The organism is Leucobacter sp. UCD-THU, assembly GCF_000349545.1.
In the GTDB taxonomy this organism is placed as follows: Bacteria; Actinomycetota; Actinomycetes; order Actinomycetales; family Microbacteriaceae; genus Leucobacter; species Leucobacter muris.
Window position 1 is genome coordinate 86,898 of record NZ_APJM01000028.1, and the last position, 17,348, is coordinate 104,245.

At 69.2% G+C, this 17,348-nt stretch carries 17 protein-coding genes and 1 tRNA gene; 12 read left to right on the forward strand and 6 right to left on the reverse strand.

Translation table 11 applies throughout. The features are described from left to right. Window positions 1-98: 98 nt before the first annotated feature. Entirely contained in the window at window positions 99-734 is a 636-nt protein-coding gene (locus H490_RS17340; RefSeq protein ID WP_017882655.1) for a CHAP domain-containing protein, read from the reverse strand. A gap of 191 nt (window positions 735-925) precedes the next feature. Between H490_RS17340 and H490_RS17345 the strand changes: the two genes are divergently transcribed. From H490_RS17345 to H490_RS17355, 3 genes are all read left to right on the forward strand, one after another. Next, window positions 926-1,013: transfer RNA gene (locus H490_RS17345), tRNA-Ser, on the forward strand. 226 nt (window positions 1,014-1,239) lie between these two features. Beyond that, window positions 1,240-3,522, forward strand: coding sequence for an ABC transporter substrate-binding protein/permease (locus H490_RS17350; RefSeq protein ID WP_017882656.1), 2,283 nt, complete (start codon window positions 1,240-1,242; stop codon window positions 3,520-3,522). Window positions 3,523-3,525: 3 nt separating this feature from the next. Then, a complete protein-coding gene (locus H490_RS17355; protein ID WP_017882657.1) occupies window positions 3,526-4,308 on the forward strand; it encodes an amino acid ABC transporter ATP-binding protein in 783 nt (260 codons plus the stop codon). Between the two features lie 81 nt (window positions 4,309-4,389). On the opposite strand, the gene H490_RS17360 is transcribed toward H490_RS17355, so the two are convergent. From H490_RS17360 to H490_RS17375, 4 genes are all read right to left on the reverse strand, one after another. Further along, window positions 4,390-5,199, reverse strand: a complete 810-nt coding sequence (locus H490_RS17360) for an ABC transporter permease (protein WP_017882658.1) — start codon at window positions 5,197-5,199, stop codon at window positions 4,390-4,392. A gap of 18 nt (window positions 5,200-5,217) precedes the next feature. After that, window positions 5,218-6,102, reverse strand: coding sequence for an ABC transporter permease (locus H490_RS17365; RefSeq protein ID WP_017882659.1), 885 nt, complete (start codon window positions 6,100-6,102; stop codon window positions 5,218-5,220). Window positions 6,103-6,230: 128 nt separating this feature from the next. Then, window positions 6,231-7,412: an extracellular solute-binding protein gene (locus H490_RS17370; RefSeq protein ID WP_017882660.1), complete on the reverse strand. Its 1,182-nt coding sequence runs from the start codon at window positions 7,410-7,412 to the stop codon at window positions 6,231-6,233. Between the two features lie 50 nt (window positions 7,413-7,462). Then, on the reverse strand, window positions 7,463-8,551 hold the full coding sequence (locus H490_RS17375) for an ABC transporter ATP-binding protein (RefSeq protein WP_017882661.1): 1,089 nt from the start codon (window positions 8,549-8,551) through the stop codon (window positions 7,463-7,465). A gap of 196 nt (window positions 8,552-8,747) precedes the next feature. Here H490_RS17375 and H490_RS17380 point away from each other — a divergent pair, with 196 nt between their 5' ends. The 9 genes from H490_RS17380 to H490_RS17420 all read left to right on the forward strand — a co-directional run bounded on the left by H490_RS17380 (window position 8,748) and on the right by H490_RS17420 (window position 17,160). Beyond that, a complete protein-coding gene (locus tag H490_RS17380) occupies window positions 8,748-9,563 on the forward strand; it encodes a FadR/GntR family transcriptional regulator (protein ID WP_017882662.1) in 816 nt (271 codons plus the stop codon). Window positions 9,564-9,588: 25 nt separating this feature from the next. Then, a complete protein-coding gene (locus H490_RS17385) occupies window positions 9,589-10,299 on the forward strand; it encodes a cache domain-containing protein (protein ID WP_017882663.1) in 711 nt (236 codons plus the stop codon). A 239-nt stretch (window positions 10,300-10,538) separates the two neighbouring features. After that, entirely contained in the window at window positions 10,539-11,468 is a 930-nt protein-coding gene (locus tag H490_RS17390; protein ID WP_017882664.1) for a ribokinase, read from the forward strand. Next, the gene (locus tag H490_RS17395; RefSeq protein WP_017882665.1) at window positions 11,465-12,463 is read left to right on the forward strand and encodes an ABC transporter permease; all 999 of its coding nucleotides are present in this window, start codon (window positions 11,465-11,467) and stop codon (window positions 12,461-12,463) included. The genes H490_RS17390 and H490_RS17395 overlap by 4 nt, the downstream gene beginning before the upstream one ends. Before the next feature lie 54 nt (window positions 12,464-12,517). Continuing rightward, entirely contained in the window at window positions 12,518-13,543 is a 1,026-nt protein-coding gene (locus tag H490_RS17400) for a sugar ABC transporter substrate-binding protein (protein WP_017882666.1), read from the forward strand. A 42-nt stretch (window positions 13,544-13,585) separates the two neighbouring features. Next, window positions 13,586-15,106 carry a sugar ABC transporter ATP-binding protein gene (locus H490_RS17405; protein WP_017882667.1) on the forward strand — a complete coding sequence of 507 codons (1,521 nt, stop codon included), beginning with the start codon at window positions 13,586-13,588 and terminating at the stop codon, window positions 15,104-15,106. 19 nt (window positions 15,107-15,125) lie between these two features. Continuing rightward, window positions 15,126-15,581, forward strand: a complete 456-nt coding sequence (rbsD, locus tag H490_RS17410) for a D-ribose pyranase (RefSeq protein WP_017882668.1) — start codon at window positions 15,126-15,128, stop codon at window positions 15,579-15,581. A 47-nt stretch (window positions 15,582-15,628) separates the two neighbouring features. Next, window positions 15,629-16,330 (forward strand): deoxyribose-phosphate aldolase, encoded by a 702-nt coding sequence (deoC, locus tag H490_RS17415; RefSeq protein ID WP_017882669.1) that lies wholly within the window; start codon window positions 15,629-15,631, stop codon window positions 16,328-16,330. A gap of 92 nt (window positions 16,331-16,422) precedes the next feature. Next, a complete protein-coding gene (locus tag H490_RS17420; protein ID WP_031289496.1) occupies window positions 16,423-17,160 on the forward strand; it encodes a GntR family transcriptional regulator in 738 nt (245 codons plus the stop codon). A gap of 28 nt (window positions 17,161-17,188) precedes the next feature. Here H490_RS17420 and H490_RS31430 read toward each other — a convergent pair. Continuing rightward, the coding region (locus H490_RS31430) for an integrase core domain-containing protein (RefSeq protein WP_152424144.1) at window positions 17,189-17,348 on the reverse strand (160 nt) is incomplete at its 5' end.

Consider the following 17,348-nt stretch of genomic DNA (forward strand, 5'->3'; position numbering starts at 1 on the left):
GAGAAGGTGGGAGAGAAGGCGGGCCCGCCCGGGCACGCGAAAGGGCGGGGCCGGGATCATGCGATCCGACCCCGCCCTGTCGCGCGGAGAATGCAGACTCAGAAGCGCCAGACGGCGGCCTGGAAACCGGCCGGGGGCGCGGGCGTCCAACTCTCGTTCTTGCTGACGAGGCCGGAACCGCCGGGGTTGTTCGACTCGATGATGGTGAAGGTGCCGTCGTCGTGCACCTCGGTGATGAGCACGGTGTGCACGCCCGTCACCCACGAGGTGGGGGAGTCGATGTTCTCGTACTGGATGACGTCGCCCGGGGCCGCGGTGGCGAGGGTGACGCGGGTCGCGTTGTCGTAGTTCGAGACGGGGTTGCCGCCGCCGCCCCAGTTGCCGCCGCCCGCGCGGATCCAGCGCTGGGCCGACATGATGCACTCGCCGGGGGCGCTCCAGCCGGTCGCGCGGCTCGTGCCGACCTCGCTCTCAGCAAGGGCGATCGTAGCGGCCACGTCGAAGCCGTGGGGAACGGTCGAGACCTCGTCGATGGCCACGACCGCTTCGATCGATGCGCCCGCGATCACGTCGTCGCTCGTGGTGTCGAGCGTCTGGGAGATCTGGGCGGCGGGCTGCACCGCGGCGACCGAGAAATCTTCGACGGGCGTGCTCGCCATGGCGGGTGCGGCGCCGAAGGCGAACGTGACGGATGAGACCAGGCCGACTACGAAGGCCTTGGCGGGTACTCGCACGCGTTTGCTCCAGGGATTGTCCAACAAAAAACGCCGGGCAGTGGCCCGAGCGCCTCGTCTAGTATGCGTTACCAATCCGTTACTTTCAAGTGCAGGTCTGAGAACGCTCTCAGTTTCGGCCCGAACAGCCGGTTTCGGAAGCGTGGCGGGAACCCGCTAGACTGGTGGGCGTTGGCCTTTTCGGCCAGCGAGGAGGATTCGCCTAGCGGCCTATGGCGCACGCCTGGAACGCGTGTTGGGTTCACGCCCTCGGGGGTTCAAATCCCCCATCCTCCGCCAAAACCCCACTGCTTCGCGGTGGGGTTTTCGCGTCGTCCCGGGGCTTTTTTGTGAACCCCTGAACTGGCGCCGAGGGCACCGCCCGCGGACACCGCCGATGCCGCACCGCTCGAAGCGCCCCGACGCGGGGCCCGCTCGACCATCGCGTAGGTTGGAAGGCGTCGCTGCACACCGCAGCCCAGCAAACAGGCAAGTACACAGAAGTCAACGACGACAAGAGGACTCAATGACTCTCATCAGACAGACCGCGGCCTGGTGGCGCGAGTACAGGGCCTTCACCCTGGCGAGCATCACCGCGCTCTTCGTCCTGCTGTTCACGGTCGGGGGCGCCGTCGGCGCCGCGAACGCGCTCATGCAGACCAAGGGCGCCGAGGGGCAGACCTACACGATCGCGACCGACACCACGTGGGCGCCGTTCGAGTTTCAGCGAGACGGCGAGCTCCGGGGCATCGACATCGACCTCATCAACGCCATCGCCGAGGATCAGGGATTCGACGTCGAGATCGACGTGCTCGGCTTCGACGGCGCGCTCGCGGCGGTGCAGTCGGGCCAGGCCGACGCCGTCATGGCCGGCATGTCGATCACCAAGGAGCGCGAGAAGACCTTCGACTTCTCGAACCCCTACTTCGATTCCGGCATCCAGATGGCGGTCGCGCAGAACGACGACACCATCGCGAGCTACGAGGATCTGGCCGGCAAGACGGTGTCGGCGAAGACCGGCACCGAGGGCTTCGCGTTCGCCGAGACGCTCGGCGAGGAGCACGGCTTCACGGTCACAGGCTTCCAGGACGCCTCCGACGCGTACGGCGACGTGACGGCGGGCAACTCCGCCGCGGTCTTCGACGACTACCCGATCCTCGCGTACGGCATCGCGACGGGCAACGTCGCGCTCAAGACCGTCACCGACCAGGAGAAGGCGTCCAGCTACGGCATGGGCGTCAAGAAGGGCGAGAACGCCGAGCTGCGCGAGGCGTTCAACGAGGGCCTGAAGAACGTCATCGAGAACGGCACCTACCAGGCGATCCTCGACGACTACCTCGGCGCCGACGCCCCGGAGGCTGCCACGATCGGCAGCGGCAAGGCGGCCCTCGGCAACGAGGAGCTCGACCTCGGCGAGCCCGGCGAGCTGCCGGTGAACCCGAACTTCGCGACCGACACCCCGAAGACCAACGGCGAGTTCGTGATCGCGACCGACACGACCTTCGCGCCGTTCATCTACCAGCTCGACGGTACGAACGTCGGCATCGACATGGACCTGCTGCGGGCGATCGCTGCGAACCAGGGCTTCGAGGTCGAGGTGAAGACCCTCGGGTTCGATGCGGCTCTGCAGGCGGTGCAGGCGGGCCAGGCCGACGGGGTGATCGCGGGTATGAGCATCACCGACGAGCGCAAACAGGTGTTCGACTTCTCCGACTCCTACTACGCGTCGGGCGTGCAGATGGCGGTCGCCGAGAACAGCGACATCGCGTCGTACGAGGACCTCGCGGGCCAGACGGTCGCCGTGAAGACCGGCACCGTCGGTTACGACTTCGCGCAAGAGCTCAGCAAGGACGTCGGCTTCGAGGTCAACGCGTTCCAGGATTCGGCCGACATGTATAACGACGTGGCCACGGGCAACTCGGCGGCCACCTTCGAGGACGCCCCGGTGCTGCAGTTCGGCATCGCGTCGGGCAACGTGCCGCTGAAGATCGTCACCGATCCCGAGCCGGGCGCCGACTACGGCTTCGCCGTGCTCAAGGGCCAGAACGCCGAGCTGCTGCAGCTGTTCAACGACGGCCTGCAGAACGCGAAGGATTCGGGAGTCTACCAGATGATCATCGACCGCTACCTGGCGATCGAGGACGCCGAGGGCGGCGGCACCTCGTTCTGGAGCCTCATCGGCGCGTCGATGCCGACCCTGCTGCAGGGCCTCATGCTGACGCTGCTGGCGACGGCGCTGTCGATCTTCTTCGCGATGATCCTCGGCATCGTCTTCGGCATCCTCAAGCTGTCGACCAATGTCGTGCTCAGGCAGCTCGCGTCGGCGTACGTGAACATCTTCCGCGGCACCCCGGTGCTGGTGCAGGCGTTCTTCTTCTACTTCGGCGTCCCCGCGGTCACCGGGCAGCCGCTCGACGCGCTCACCGCCGGTGTGATCACGCTCTCGCTCAACGCGGGCGCGTACATCACCGAGGTGGTGCGCGGCGGCGTGCAGTCGGTCGATCCGGGTCAGATGGAGGCCGCGCGCTCGCTCGGCCTCGGCTGGGGCTCGTCGATGCGCCGCGTGGTGATGCCGCAGGCGTTCAAGATCATGACGCCCAACCTCATCAACCAGTTCATCATCACGCTGAAGGACACGTCGCTGCTGTCGGTGCTCGGCTTCGCCGAGCTCACCTATCAGGGCCGCATCGTGATCGCCTCGACGTTCCGCTCGTTCGAGATCTGGATCGTGGTCGGTGTGATGTACTTCGTCGTGATCTGGCTGCTCACGGTGCTGTCCAACTGGTTCGACCGGAAGTTCAACAAGTAGGGGATGATCATGACGAACAACGAACCCGCGTACACGCGTCCGGTCGCCACGGTCGACAATCCGATCGAGGTGCGGGATCTGCACAAGTCGTTCGGCAAGAACCAGGTGCTCATGGGCATCGACCTCTCGGTCGCGAACGGCGAGGTGGTGGCGGTGATCGGGCCCTCGGGCTCGGGCAAGTCGACGCTGCTGCGCTGCCTCAACCGCCTCGAGGAGGTCACGAGCGGCGAGGTGCTGATCGTGGGCGAGAACATCGCCACCGCGAAGGGGAAGGACCTCGATGCCGTGCGCCAGCGCGTGGGCATGGTCTTCCAGCACTTCAACCTGTTCCCGCACATGACGGCGCTCGAGAACGTGATGCTGGCGCCCACCGAGCTGAAGAAGCAGGGCAAGGCCGACGCCCGCTCCCGAGCGTTCGAGCTGCTCGAGCGCGTGGGGCTCGGCGACAAGGCCGATGCGCGCCCCGCATCGCTCTCCGGCGGTCAGAAGCAGCGCGTCGCGATCGCCCGCGCGCTCGCGATGAGCCCCGAGATCATGCTCTTCGACGAGGCGACGAGCGCGCTCGACCCCGAGATGGTGGGCGAGGTGCTGCAGGTGATCCGGGATCTCGCCGCGTCGGGCATGACGATGGTGCTCGTCACGCACGAGATGGGCTTCGCCCGAGAGGTCGCCGATCGGGTGGTGTTCATGGCCGAGGGCAAGGTCGTCGAGAGCGGCCCTCCCACGGAGATCTTCGACCACCCTCGCGAGGAGCGCACCCGGGACTTCCTCTCGAAGGTGCTCTGATCCGGAACCGGGGCCGGATCCCTCGCGGGCCGGCCCCGGGCCCCGCTGCTGCGTCCCCGAGAGGCGCGGGTCGATCCGCCCCTATTTCGCGTCGCCCGCGGCCGAGGCCTTCTGCGAGAAGTACACGGGGATGAGCGACAGCAGGATCATCACGGTGGCGACCACGTTCACCTGGTTCACCTCGTTGGGGCGCGCCATCTGGTTCATGATCCACAGCGGCAGCGTCTCGACGCCGGGCGGAGCGGTGAAGATCGTCACCACGATCTCGTCGAACGACAGGGCGAAGGCGAGCAGGCCGCCCGCGATGAAGGCGCTGCGGAACTGCGGGAAGGTGACGAGCCGGAAGGTCTGGCCGATGCCGGCGCCCAGGTCCATCGAGGCCTCCTCGAGGTTGGGGTTCATGCGGCGCAGGCGCGCGATCACGTTGTTGAACACCATCACCACGCAGAAGGTGGCGTGCGCGATGATCATGCCCCAGTAGCCCACGTGGATGCCCATCGGCTTGAGCACCTGGTGGAAGGTGTTCGAGAGCGCCACGCCGGTGACGATGCCGGGCAGGGTGATCGGCAGCACGATGAGCAGGTTGACGGTGTGCTGGCCGAAGAACTTGAAGCGCTGCAGGGCGAAGGCCGCGAGCGTGCCGAGCAGCAGGGCGAAGGCGGTCGCCACGGCCGCGACGACGACCGAGTTGAGCAGCGCGGCGTGCACGGCCGGGTTGGCGAGCGCCTTGCCCCACCACTCGAGCGAGAAGCCGGGGATCGGCCAGCCCGCCACCCGGCCCGAGTTGAACGAGTTCATGACGATCACGAACAGCGGGATGTACATGAATCCCATGACGACGAGCGTGACGGCGGCGAGGGCGATCTTGGTGGCGCGGTTCAGGCGAAGCATGTCGGGGTCTCCTTCGGCCTACAGGTTGTTGAGCGCGCCCGTGCGGCGCACGGCGGCGAGATAGATGACGACCAGCACGATCGGCACGACCGAGAAGGCTGCGGCGAGCGGCGGGTTGAGGTTGATGTTCTGGGCGATGATGCTGCCGATCATCTGGGTGGAGCCGCCCACGTACATGGCCGCGATGTAGTCGCCGAGGCTGAGCGAGAAGGTGAAGATGGAGCCGGCGATGAGCGACGGCAGCAGCAGCGGGGCGACGACGGTACGGATGGTGCGGAAGCCGCTGGCCCCCAGGTCGGAGGATGCGTCGAAGAGGTTGGCGGGGATCTGCGCGACGGCCGCGTAGACGGGGATCGCCATGTACGGGAACCACAGGTAGACGAGCGTGAGGATCACGGTCAGCACCCCGAGGCCGGGCCCCTCGACGCCGAGCGGGGCGAGCGACCAGTTGAAGAAGCCGTTGTCGGTCCAGACGAGGCGCATCGCGATGATCTTCACGAGGTAGCCGGCCCAGAGGGGCAGCGTCACGAGCACGGCGAGCACGGCCCGCAGCCGCGGGCCCGCGACCTTCGCCATGAACACGGCGAGGGGCACCGCGAAGATCGCGCAGATCGCGGTCACGGCGAGGGCGATGCCGAGGGTGCGCAGGGCGGTGTCGCGGAAGGCGGGCACGGTGACGACCTGCTGGAAGTTCTCGAGCGTGAAGCCGGGCTTGACGCGGGAGGTGAAGGGATCCGTCGTCCAGAAGGCCGTGATGAGCAGCAGCGCGAGCGACAGGATGTAGACCCCGACCAGCCACGTCATCGGCAGGGTGAGCAGCGAGGCGAGGCGGCCTCTCGGGTGGCGGTAGAGCGCTGTCGAGATCGGCTTGGGGCGGCGTTCGAGAACGTTCTGGGAGCTCATGGGGGGCCTCGCTGACGGTGGGGCTTGCGGGTGGAGGGATTGCGGATGGGGTGGATCCGTCGGCCGGGCGAGGGGTCTCGCCCGGCCGACGGGAGCGGATCGTCAGGATCCGCTCGAGGGGGTGAGGATCAGCCCTTCACCGTGGCCCAGGCGCTGGTCCAGTCCTGGTAGTTGGTGCACTGCACGTCGGTGCGGCCGTCGAGGCACTGGTCGATGGGCGTGGTCCAGAACCACACCTTCTGGTAGTAGTCCTCATCGGTGGCGTTGTAGTAGTCGCAGTGCTCCTTGGCCTCGTCGCTCGAGTCGCAGAATGCGGCGTTCGCGGGGGCCATGCCGAAGTTCATGGCGATCTGGCCGTTCACGTCGGGCGCGCTGGTGTAGTCCATCCACGCGTAGGCGCAGTTGGGGTGCTGGGCGTCGGCGGCGAGCATCCAGGCGTCGGACCAGCCGGTCGAGCCCTCCTCGGGCAGCACGCTCTTGAACGTCTCGTCCTGCGTCGCCTTGCGCAGCACCTCCCACGAGGTGCCGACCACGGAGTTGCCGCCGGTGAACGAGGTCACGTTCGTGGCGGGGCTCCAGTATTCGGAGACCATCTCGTTCTGCTGCTTGAGCAGGTCGACGGCCGCCGCGAGCTGCTCCTCGTCGAGCGCGTACGGGTTCTCGATGCCGAGATCGGGCTGCGTGGCCATCAGGTAGATGGCCGCGTCGGCGATGTAGATCGGGCTGTCGTAGGCGGCGATCTTGCCGGCGTAGGGGCTGTCGGCCTCCCACACCACGTCCCAGCTGGTCGGCTCGTCGGTGACGACCGAGCTGTTGTACTGCAGGATGTTCGCGCCGCGGCCGATCGGGATGCCGTAGACGTTGCCGTTGAGGGTGTCGTAGAGCTGGCCCTTCATGCCCTCGACGATGTCGTCGCCGAAGTTGGGGATCAGCTCGGTGTTGAGCGGCTGCACGTTGCCGTCGACGATGAGTCGCAGGCTCGCGTCGCCCGAGGCCGAGACGAGGTCGTACTCGCCGGTGCGCATGAGCTGCACGGCCTCGTCGCTCGTCGCGAAGACCTTGCGGTTGACGGTGCAGCCGGTGTCGGCGGTGAACTGATCGGCCCACGCCGGCTCGACGAAGCCGGACCAGGCGAGGATGTTGACCTCGTTCTCGGTGTCGCCGAGCTCCTCGATCATGGGGATGTCGGGCACGTCGATCTGGAGGCCGCCGGCTTCGCCGCCTGCGGTGCCGCTCTCGCTGGCGCAGCCTGAGAGTGCGAGGCCGACCGCGGCGACGAGTGCCGCGGGGGCGAGCAGTTTCTTGTTCATCGTTACTCCTTTGTAGTGCGGGTTCGGGGCTGGTGGCGGGGCGAGGGCGGTCAGACCGCGGCCGGTTCGCCGGGTGCGGCGACCGCCGTGCCGGGGACCGCGACCGCGTGGCTGCGCTCGAAGCGCAGACTGACGGTGTCGCCGCGCTGCACGGGGTCGGTGCGGGGGCTCTGGTTGTTCTGCTTCTCGGAGATGAAGCGCATGCCGCTCTCGGTCTCGACGAGGTAGCGGGTGTGGGCGCCCGCGTAGACGGTCTCGAGCACTCGGCCGGAGAGCGAGATCGTGCCGTCGGTCGCGGGCGCGGCGGGGTCGGCGATCTGCACCCGCTCGGGGCGCACGCTGTGGGGCGAGCTCTCGCCCAGGATGGCGAGGGCGGCGTCGCCGGCGAGCAGGTTCGTGATGCCGAGGAAGCGGGCCACGAACTCGGTCTGGGGAAACTCGTAGACCTCTCGGGGGCTGCCGACCTGCTCGATCCTGCCGTTGTTGAACACGGCGACCCGGTCGGAGAGCGTGAGCGCCTCCTCCTGGTCGTGGGTGACGAACACGAAGGTGATCCCGACCTCGCGCTGGATCTGCTTGAGCTCGAACTGCATCTGCTCGCGCAGCTGCTTGTCGAGAGCGCCGAGGGGTTCGTCGAGCAGCAGCACCTTGGGGCGCAGGATCAGTGCGCGTGCGAGTGCGATGCGCTGCCGCTGGCCGCCCGAGAGCTGCGAGGGGCGGCGCTCGGCGACGTGGGAGAGCTGCACCTGTTCGAGGGCCTCGCCGACGAGGCGCGCCCGCTCGGCCTTGGAGATGCCGCGCACTGTGAGGCCGTAGGCGACGTTCTCGGCGATGGTGAGGTGGGGGAAGAGAGCGTAGTCCTGGAAGACGGTGTTGACCTCTCGGTCGAACGGCGCGGAGGCGGTGACGTCCTGGCCGTGCAGCAGGATGCGGCCGGAGGTCGGCTCCTCGAAGCCGGCGATCATGCGCAGCACCGTCGTCTTGCCCGACCCGGAGGGGCCGAGCATGGAGAAGAACTCGCCGGCGCGGATGTCGATGTCGAGGTCTTTGACCGCGACGAGGTCGCCGAACTGCTTGTGGACGCCCTGGACGGAGACGGCCGCCTGGCCGTGCTCGTCGGCGGGGGTGGTGTGGCGCATGGTGCGGATGCTCCTCAACGTCGTTGTCGGAAGGGCTCGTGACGAGCCGATAAATGAAACATAACATATGGGTTTATAGGTTTGAATGCGAGAATGATTCCGGCAAGTCACGTTTTCATTACGTTGCGGCTCAGCGAATCCTCACTCGCGCCGTGGGAAACTCTTCACGGATCCGCAGGCAGATCGGAGGTCGTCGGTGAACAGCTCGCTCACGCAGTCGCCTCCGAGCCGCCTGCGCACCGCCGCCTTCGCCCCGATCGGCGAGGAGGGCCGCACCGAGCAGGTGGTCTCGCGCATCGTGCAGGCGATCTCGGTCGGCGCCTTCACCGAGGGCGAGCGGCTGCCGAGCGAGACCGAACTCTCCGGGCTGCTGGGCGTGGCCGTCGTCACGGTGCGCGAAGCGCTGGGCGCGCTGCGGCACCGGGGCCTCATCGAGACGCGGCGCGGGAGGCACGGCGGCAGCTTCGTCCGGTCGAGCCACGGCGCGGTCGAGGAGGTCAACGCGCGGGCGCTCGCGGCGATGCCGCGCGTCGCGCTCGCCGACCTGGGTGTGCACTACGAGGTGATCGTGGGAGCCTGCGCCGACTACGCCTGCCTGCGCGCGACGGCCGAGGAGCTCGACGTGGTGCGCGGCCTGCTCGACGCCGCCCGCGATCTGACCCCCGAACTCTGGCGCCGACGCGTCACCGAGGTGCAGCTCGAGCTCGCGGCGCTCAGCCAGTCGGTGCGCCTCACCAACGAGCACGTGCGCGTGCAGACGGAGTTCACCCCGCTGCTCGCCCTGCAGGACCTCGACGCGGCCGCGCGCCGGTGCACCCACGATGCGCTCGCCTCCCAGATCGAGGCGACCCGCGCGGGCGACGCCGCCGCGGCGCGCTCCGTCGTGCGCGAGAGCGTGCGGGGCTCGGTGCGCTGGCTCGTCGCCTTCCGCGCCGAGCTGCTCGCCGACCCGCGCGACGAGGTGTTTCGTGCCACACTGGACTCACGCCGGGCGGACGACCGCTCCGGGTGACGGCCTCGAAGGGGAGGGGACTGAGGTGATCAAGGCAGCGGATCGCGCGCTCGAGAGCGGGATCGAGACGGTCGACGAGTTCTTCGACGGCGTCTTCGCGCCGCTCGACGCCTGGCTCCCCCGCCTGAGCGAGCAGTTGCGGCAGCAGCTGCGCGGCGGCCCGATGAGCGGCGCCCAGCTCGCGGCGCTCGTGGAGCCCGAGGCTCACGCGATCCTCGACGCCTCCGACCGCCCGCTCTACGGCGCCGGGTACTGCGCGAGCGAGAGCGTGGTCTCGGAGGGCAATCCGCTCGCCTGGTGGCAGGGCCCCGAGCGCAGCCTGCTCGCCTCGTCCACCTTCGGGCCGGGCCAGGCCGCGATCGACCTCGTGCGCCTCGAGTGGTACCGCGTGCCGCTGGCCACGGGCGAGCGCCACGTCGCCGGCCCCTTCGTCGACTACCTCTGCTCGAACGAGATCACGATCACGTCGTCGATCCCCGTGATGCTCGACGGCGGCTTCGCCGGTGTGGTCTGCGCCGATGTGCTCGTGTCGTCGCTCGAGGGCGTGCTGCTGCCGAGCGTCGCGGAACTGCCCGAGGCGACGCTCGTGAACGCGGGCGGGCGCGTGGTCGTGTCGAGCGACCCGGGGTACGAGACGGGCGATCGATTCGCGGGCGGCGGCCTCGACTCGCTCGACGACTCGGTGCGGGTGGCCCGCTCGTCGCGCTACCCGTTCGCGCTCGTCGCCCCGCGCTAGCGCCGATCCTCGCCTCTGATCGCGGCGGCGACCCGCGGGATCGCGGCCGCGCGGCGTTTCGGCGCGCCCATCTGCCGGCCGCGCGAGGCGCGCTCGGCGGCGCCGCCGCGCGAGCGCTTCTCGGGTTCCGCGGCCCGACGCGGAGCGTGCGGGGGCGCCGCTTGACGCGCGCGCCGAATCGCCCTACTATTCGTAATTGTTCATAGTTGTCCACGTACAAAGAAGTTCGGTGCGAATCAATGAAGATTGCGGTAGTCGGAAGCTACGGCGTCGGCCTCACGATGCGAGTGCCGCGCTTCCCCTCAGCGGGTGAGACCGTCAGCGGCGGCTCGTTCGCGAGCGAGCACGGCGGCAAGGGATCCAATCAGGCGATCGGCGCCGCGCGCCTCGGCGCGCGCGTCAGCTTCCTGACCGCGATCGGAGACGATGCCCACGGAAGGGCGGCCCGCGAGCTCTGGGCCCGGGAGGACGTCGACGCCGAGCGCGTCGTCACCGCGCAGGGGCCGACGATGGTCGGCTTCATCGAGGTCGACCCCTCGGGCGAGAACCGCATCGCGATCGCCCCCGGCGCGCTCGACGAGCTCGACGCCGAGGCCGTCGAGGCGTTCCGCCCCGAGATCGAGCGGGCGGACGTGCTCGTGGTGTCGATGGAGATCCCCCGTGCGGCGGTCGCCGCGGCGCTGCGCATCGGCCGTCTCTGCGGCACCCGCACGCTGCTCAACCCCGCCCCCGCCAGGCGGCTCCCGGACGAGGTCTGGGCCGACATCGACGTGATCACCCCGAACCAGACCGAGGCGCCGGTGCTCCTCGGCCTGGTCGCCGACCACGGGCTCGACGACGTGGCGCTCGCGACCATGCTGCAGCAGCGCACGGGCGGGTGCGCGATCCTCACGCGCGGGGGCCACGGCGCGCTCATCGCCGACGCCGAGGGGGTGCGACCGGTGCAGGCGCACGCGGTCGCCAACGTGGTCGACACTACCGGCGCCGGCGACTCCTTCACGGCCGCCCTGGCCGTCGGGCTGGCCACCGCCCGCTCGGTCGACGCCGCCGCCGAGCTGGCCGCGGCCGCCGGCGCGCACGCCGTGACCGTCGCCGGCGTCATCCCCTCACTGCCCACCGCCGAACAGCTCGGCCTGCCCCGCCCCACCCAGAACGGAGAAGCCCGATGACCACCACCGCTGCGCTTCCGCAGAAGAAGTTCGACGTCCGCGCGTTCGTGCACGCGCGCGAGGCGGGGGTGCTCGCGGCGCTCGTGCTGCTGTTCATCCTGGGAGCGGTGCTCTCGCCCAACTTCGTGCAGGCCGACAACCTGCTCTCGGTCGGTCAGCAGATCGCGCAGATCGGGATCATGGCCATCGGGGCGACGTTCGTGATCGTCAACGGCGAGATCGACCTCTCGGTGGGCTCCATCTACGCCCTCGCGGCGATCAGCACCGGAATGGTGATCGCCGCCGGCATCGCCTGGCCGGTGGCCGTGCTCGTCGGCCTGGCCGTCGGCGTGCTCGCCGGGCTGCTCAACGGCCTCGCCGTCGTGCTGCTCGGAGTGCCCTCCTTCATCGTGACCCTCGGCACGCTGAGCGTGTTCCGGGGCGCCACCCTGCTCATCTCGGACGGCGCCCCCATCTCGCTGAGCTCGTCGCAGCCCGGAGTCGCCGAGTTCACCCTGCTCGGGCAGGGGCGGCTGTTCGGGATCGTGCCGATGCAGCTCATCTTCTTCGCCGTCATCGCGGCCATCGGCGTCGTGCTGCTCTCGCGCTCGCGCTTCGGGTTCAACACCTACGCGGTCGGCGGCAATCAGGAGGCCGCTCGTCTCGTCGGCATCAACGTCAAGCGGGTGAAGGTCGGCGCCTTCGTGCTCTCCGGCCTGACCGCAGCCATGGCGGGCGTGCTCGGCCTCTCGTTCCTGTCGTACGTGCAGGGCGTCACGGGCACCGGCCTCGAGCTGACCGTGATCTCGGCGGTGATCATCGGAGGCGCGGCGCTCTTCGGCGGCAGCGGCACGATGCTCGGCACCGTGATCGGGGTCGCGTTCATCGGGCTGCTGCAGAACATCCTCAACATCAACGGCATCTCGTCGTTCTGGCAGACGGTCGTCACCGGCCTCGTGATCATCGCGGCCGTCGCCGCCGACACCTGGCAGCGCAAGCGCAAGACCCGCGCCTGAGCACTCGAGCACTTCACCATCACCAACGGACACACCAGCACAAAGGAGTCATCGATGTCCCTCGTATCAGCTGCCAGGAAGGCGGCCGTCGCAGGAATCGCGGCGGCGGCACTCGCACTCGGCATGACCGGCTGCGGCGCCATCACCACGGGCAATGAGGCCGCCTCGCCGGACGGCTTCCAGCTCGCCGACTACATCCAGAAGCGGATCGACGACGGCGAGGAGCTGCGCATCAAGCTCAGCTACCACGACCCGTCGCTCGCCTTCGCCACTCCCATCACCGCGGGCATGGAGCGCGCCGGCGAGGAGTTCGGCGTCGACGTGCAGCTGATCGGCCCCACCGGCGGCGACGCCGCGAAGCAGGTCGCCGAGCTGCAGACGGCGATCCAGCAGAAGTCGGTCGACGGCCTCGCCGTCTCCTCCGCCTCGAGCGACGCCCTGAAGCCGGTGATCGAGCAGGCGTACAACGCCGGCATCCCGATCATCTCGTTCAACACCGACAACCCCGACTCTCAGCAGATGGGCTTCGTGGGCCAGGATCTCAAGGCCTCGGGCCAGGCTCAGGCCGAGGAGCTGGTCTCGGTGCTCGGCGAGGAGGCGACCGGCAAGGTCGTGGTCTTCTCGCTCGACACCGGCGCCGGTTGGTCGCACGACCGCTTCGGCGGGTTCGAGGAGGGCCTCTCGGGCACGGACCTCGAGATCGTCGGCCCGGTGAACGTGGGCAACGAGCCCAACGCGGCCTACAACACCGTCGAGTCGACCATGGCCGGTCAGTCGGACGTCGTGGCGATCGCGGGCCTCGACTGCTGCTCGACGACCGCCGCGGCCCAGTGGGTCGAGCAGTCCGGCAACACCGGCAAGATCAGCATGGTCGGCTTCGACCTGCTGCCCCAGACGGCCGAGTTCCTCGAGAAGGGCGTCGTCACGTTCACCATCAGCCAGAACCCCGAGGAGCAGGGCTACCAGGCGGTCAAGACGCTCGTCGACTTCCTCACCGAGGGCACCGAGATCACCGGCGTCGACACCGGGGCCCAGTTCATCACCAAGGACAACCTGGGCGAGGCGACGGTCGAGGGCTGACCCCGGCCGGCGGGTCGCAGACGGAGAGACAGGAAGACGAACATGGCACACATCGAGCCGGCGGTCCGGGTGCGCGAGCTGAGCCGCGCCTTCGGGCCGGTACGCGCCCTCGACGGCGTGAGCTTCGACATCCCCGAGGGCGAGATCACCGCCCTGCTGGGCGAGAACGGGGCCGGCAAGTCGACGCTGCTCAAGATCCTCGCCGGCCTGCAGCCGCCGAGCAGCGGCACCGTCACGGTGTTCGGGGAGGAGGTCGCCTCCTTCGACCCGAACACCGTGCTCACCCGGCACAGCGTGGCCATCGTGCCGCAGGAGCTCTCCCTGCTGCCCGACCGCACGGTGGCCGAGAACGTGCTCGCGGGCGTCGAACCCGGCAACCGCTGGTTCCCCTCGAAAGCCGGCATGCGGCGGCGCACCGCCGAGCTGCTGGCCGAGCTCGATCTCGACATCGACCCGGGCACGGTCGTGCGCGAGCTGGACCTCGCGACGCAGCAGCTCGTGGTGGTCGCCCGCTCGATCGCCCGCGGCTGCCGCGTGCTGATCCTCGACGAGCCCACCGCGATGCTCACCCCTGCGGAGGCCGCCCGGCTCTTCGCCCTGATGGGCCGGCTCAAGCAGGCCGGCACGACCATGATCTACGTCTCGCACCGCATGCCCGAGGTGTTCGAGCTGTGCGATCAGCTCGAGGTGCTGCGCGACGGCAGGCATGTCGCCTCGTGGCGGCGCGACGAGACGACGCCCGAGCAGGCCGTGGCCGCGATGGTTGGCCGCCAGCTCGGCCAGTTCGCCACCCGCGCCGAGCAGGGCTCCACCGCGCGGGAGTCCGCCTCGCCCGTGCTCGAGGTCGAGCAGCTCGGCGGGCGGCGCCACGCGGACGTGAGCTTCACCGTTCGGCCGGGCGAGATCCTGGGCGTCGCCGGGCTGCCCGATTCGGGGCGGGTCGAACTGCTGCAGAACATCTTCGGCGCGCAGCCGGGAGGATCCGGCTCCGTGCGCGTGCTCGGCGAGGACTACGCCTCCCGCTCGCCGATCGCGAGCGTCGAGCGGCGGCTCGCCTTCGTGCCGGGCGAGCGTCGAGCCCAGGGGCTGCTGACGACCATGAGCGTCTCCGACAACATCGGCGCCCTCACGGCCCGGTCGCTCACGAGACTCGGCCTGATCCGCCGTCGCGAGTTCGATCGACGGGCCCGCGAGCAGGCGGGGCGCCTGCGGGTCAAGACCGCGACCATGAGCCAGGGGATCACCTCCCTGTCGGGCGGCAACCAGCAGAAGGCGATGCTCGGCCGGTGGCTCGCCATCGATCCCGGCGTCATCATGCTCGACGAGCCCACCCGCGGCGTGGACGTCGGGGCGAAGGCCGAGATCTACGAGCTGCTGTTCGACCTCGCCGCTCAGGGGGTCGGGATCCTGTGCTCCTCGTCGGACCTGCCCGAACTGCTCACCATCACCGACCGCATCGCGGTGATGCGCGAGGGGCGGCTCGCCGCGGTGATCGACAGCGGCGCCGCGACCGAAGAATCCATCATGGCGCTGGCGACCGGCGCCACCGCATCCATCGCCTAGGCGACCGAGAGGAAGACCCATGAAGAAGTCAGGAATCCTGAACGACAAGCTCAGCGCCGCGCTCGCGACGCTCGGCCACACCGACCTGATCCTCGTCGTCGACGCGGGGTTCCCGATCCCGCGCGATGCCGACCGCATCGACCTCGCGATCGCCGAGAACCTGCCCGACCTGCGCACCATTCTCGGCCTCATCTCGCAGGAGCTCGTCGTGGAGGGGGTCGTGCGCGCCGAAGACGTGGTCTCGAACAACCCGCGGCTCGACGAGTGGCTGCAGCAGACGTTCGCGGGCGCCGAGTTCACCACCCGCAGCCACGCGGACATGCTCGGCGAGCTCGCCCGGCAGGCGAAGGTGATCGTGCGCACGGGCGCGTTCGAGCCGTGGGGCAGCATCGGCCTCGTCTGCGGCGTCGACGTGCCGAAGTGGTTCGGCGGCGACGGCGTCGTCGTTCCCGACTACTACGCCGACAAGCTCTGACCTCTCCGCGTACGCGGATCCACCGAAACAAGAAAAGAGAACTGACATTGTCTAGTGCAGAGGAACTCACGCTCGCACCCGCCGAGCTCGCACCCTACGTGCAGCACACGCTCATCGAGACGGGCATCACGAAGGAGCGGATGGTCGCGCACGCGCGCGAGGCGGTGGAGCACGGCTTCAACGCGGCGATGGTCCCCGCGTCGTGGGTGCCGCTCGTCGCCTCCGAGCTGGCGGGCACGGGCGTCGAGCTCGCGTCGGCCCTCGACTTCCCCAACGTCGGCGTCATGACCAGCGCGGGCAAGGCCGCGGAGGCGGCGGAGATCGCGCGGCTCGGCGCGACGCAGCTCGACATCGGCGTGCAGATCGGCTGGCTGAAGAGCGGCATGTACGACGAGTTCCGCGAGGACATCGCGGGTGTGGTGCGGGCGAGTGGCATCCCGGTCAAGGTGATGCTGGAGCTGCCGCTGCTCACGGAGGCGGAGCGGGAGGCCGCGGTCGAGCTGTCGCAGGAGGCGGGCGCCGCGTTCTTGAAGAACGCGAGCAGCGGCCAGATCGAGACGGCGAACCCCGAGAGTGTGCGCTACCTCGTGGACCGCGCGCGCGACGGCGTGCAGGTGAAGGCCTCGGGCTCGATCAAGACCTACGACCAGGCGCTCTCGCTGCTGCGCGCGGGCGCCGTGCTGCTCGGCACGAGCGCGGGGCTCAAGATCATCACCGACACCGGCGACGAGAGCACCGTCAGCTACTGAGAACATCCGCCGCCCCGGTTGGACACGCCACCCGGGGCGGTGGTATTCAGGGAGCACGCAACGAGCCGGCGACAGATGATGGGGAGGCGAGCGTGAGCACAATCGATCGTGACGCTCCGGTGGCGATTCACACGCAGATCTCCGACCGGATCCGGCTGAAGATCGCCTCCGGCGAGTGGCCCCCGCACTACCGTCTCAAGAGCGAACCCGAGCTGGCCCAGGAGCTCGGCGTGAGCCGGGGCACGCTCAGACGGGCCCTGTCGACGCTGATCGAGGAGGGGCTGCTGCGCCAGGTGCGCGGGCGGGGCACCTTCGTCACCTCGACGATCATCGAGCCGGCGATCGCCCAGAAGCTGTCGACCCTCACCGAGGACTTCGCGCGTCAGGGGGTGGTGACGGAGACCGCGGTGATCGCCTGCGAGCTCATGGATCCGCCGAAGCCGGTGGCCGCGCTGCTCGAGGCCGGCGTCGGAAGCCGCGTGCTGCGGCTGGTGCGAGTGCGCAGCACCGAGCAGGGGCCGGTGGCGCTGCTGCACAACTACGTGCGCGCCGACATCGCGCCCGGCATCGAGCAGCAGGACTTCGGGGTGCAGAGCCTCTTCGGGGTGCTCGAGCAGACGTACCGGCTGAAGATCGCCTCGGCGCGGCGCACGTTCAGCGCCGAGCCGGCCTCCGACGAGGTCTCGGCCGCGCTCGGGCTCCCGGAGGGGGCGCCCGTGCAGTACCTGCAGCAGGTGACCTACCTCGACGACGATCGCCCGGTCGAGTACTCGGACGTCTGGATCCACAGCGGGCGCCTGCAGGTGACCTCGCTGCTCTCGCGCCGCTGAGGCGCCGCGGGCGCCGCCGCGACGCCGGCTAGATGTAGTTCCTCGTGAGGTTGTGAACACGATCTGACGGTGTGAGACCACCGATCCCGGTATGGGGTCGGTGATGATTGTAGTGATGCAGCCAAGCGTCGTATGTTGCGGCCCTGGCTGCATCACTCTCATACATGCCGGCGTACGCCCACTCTGCT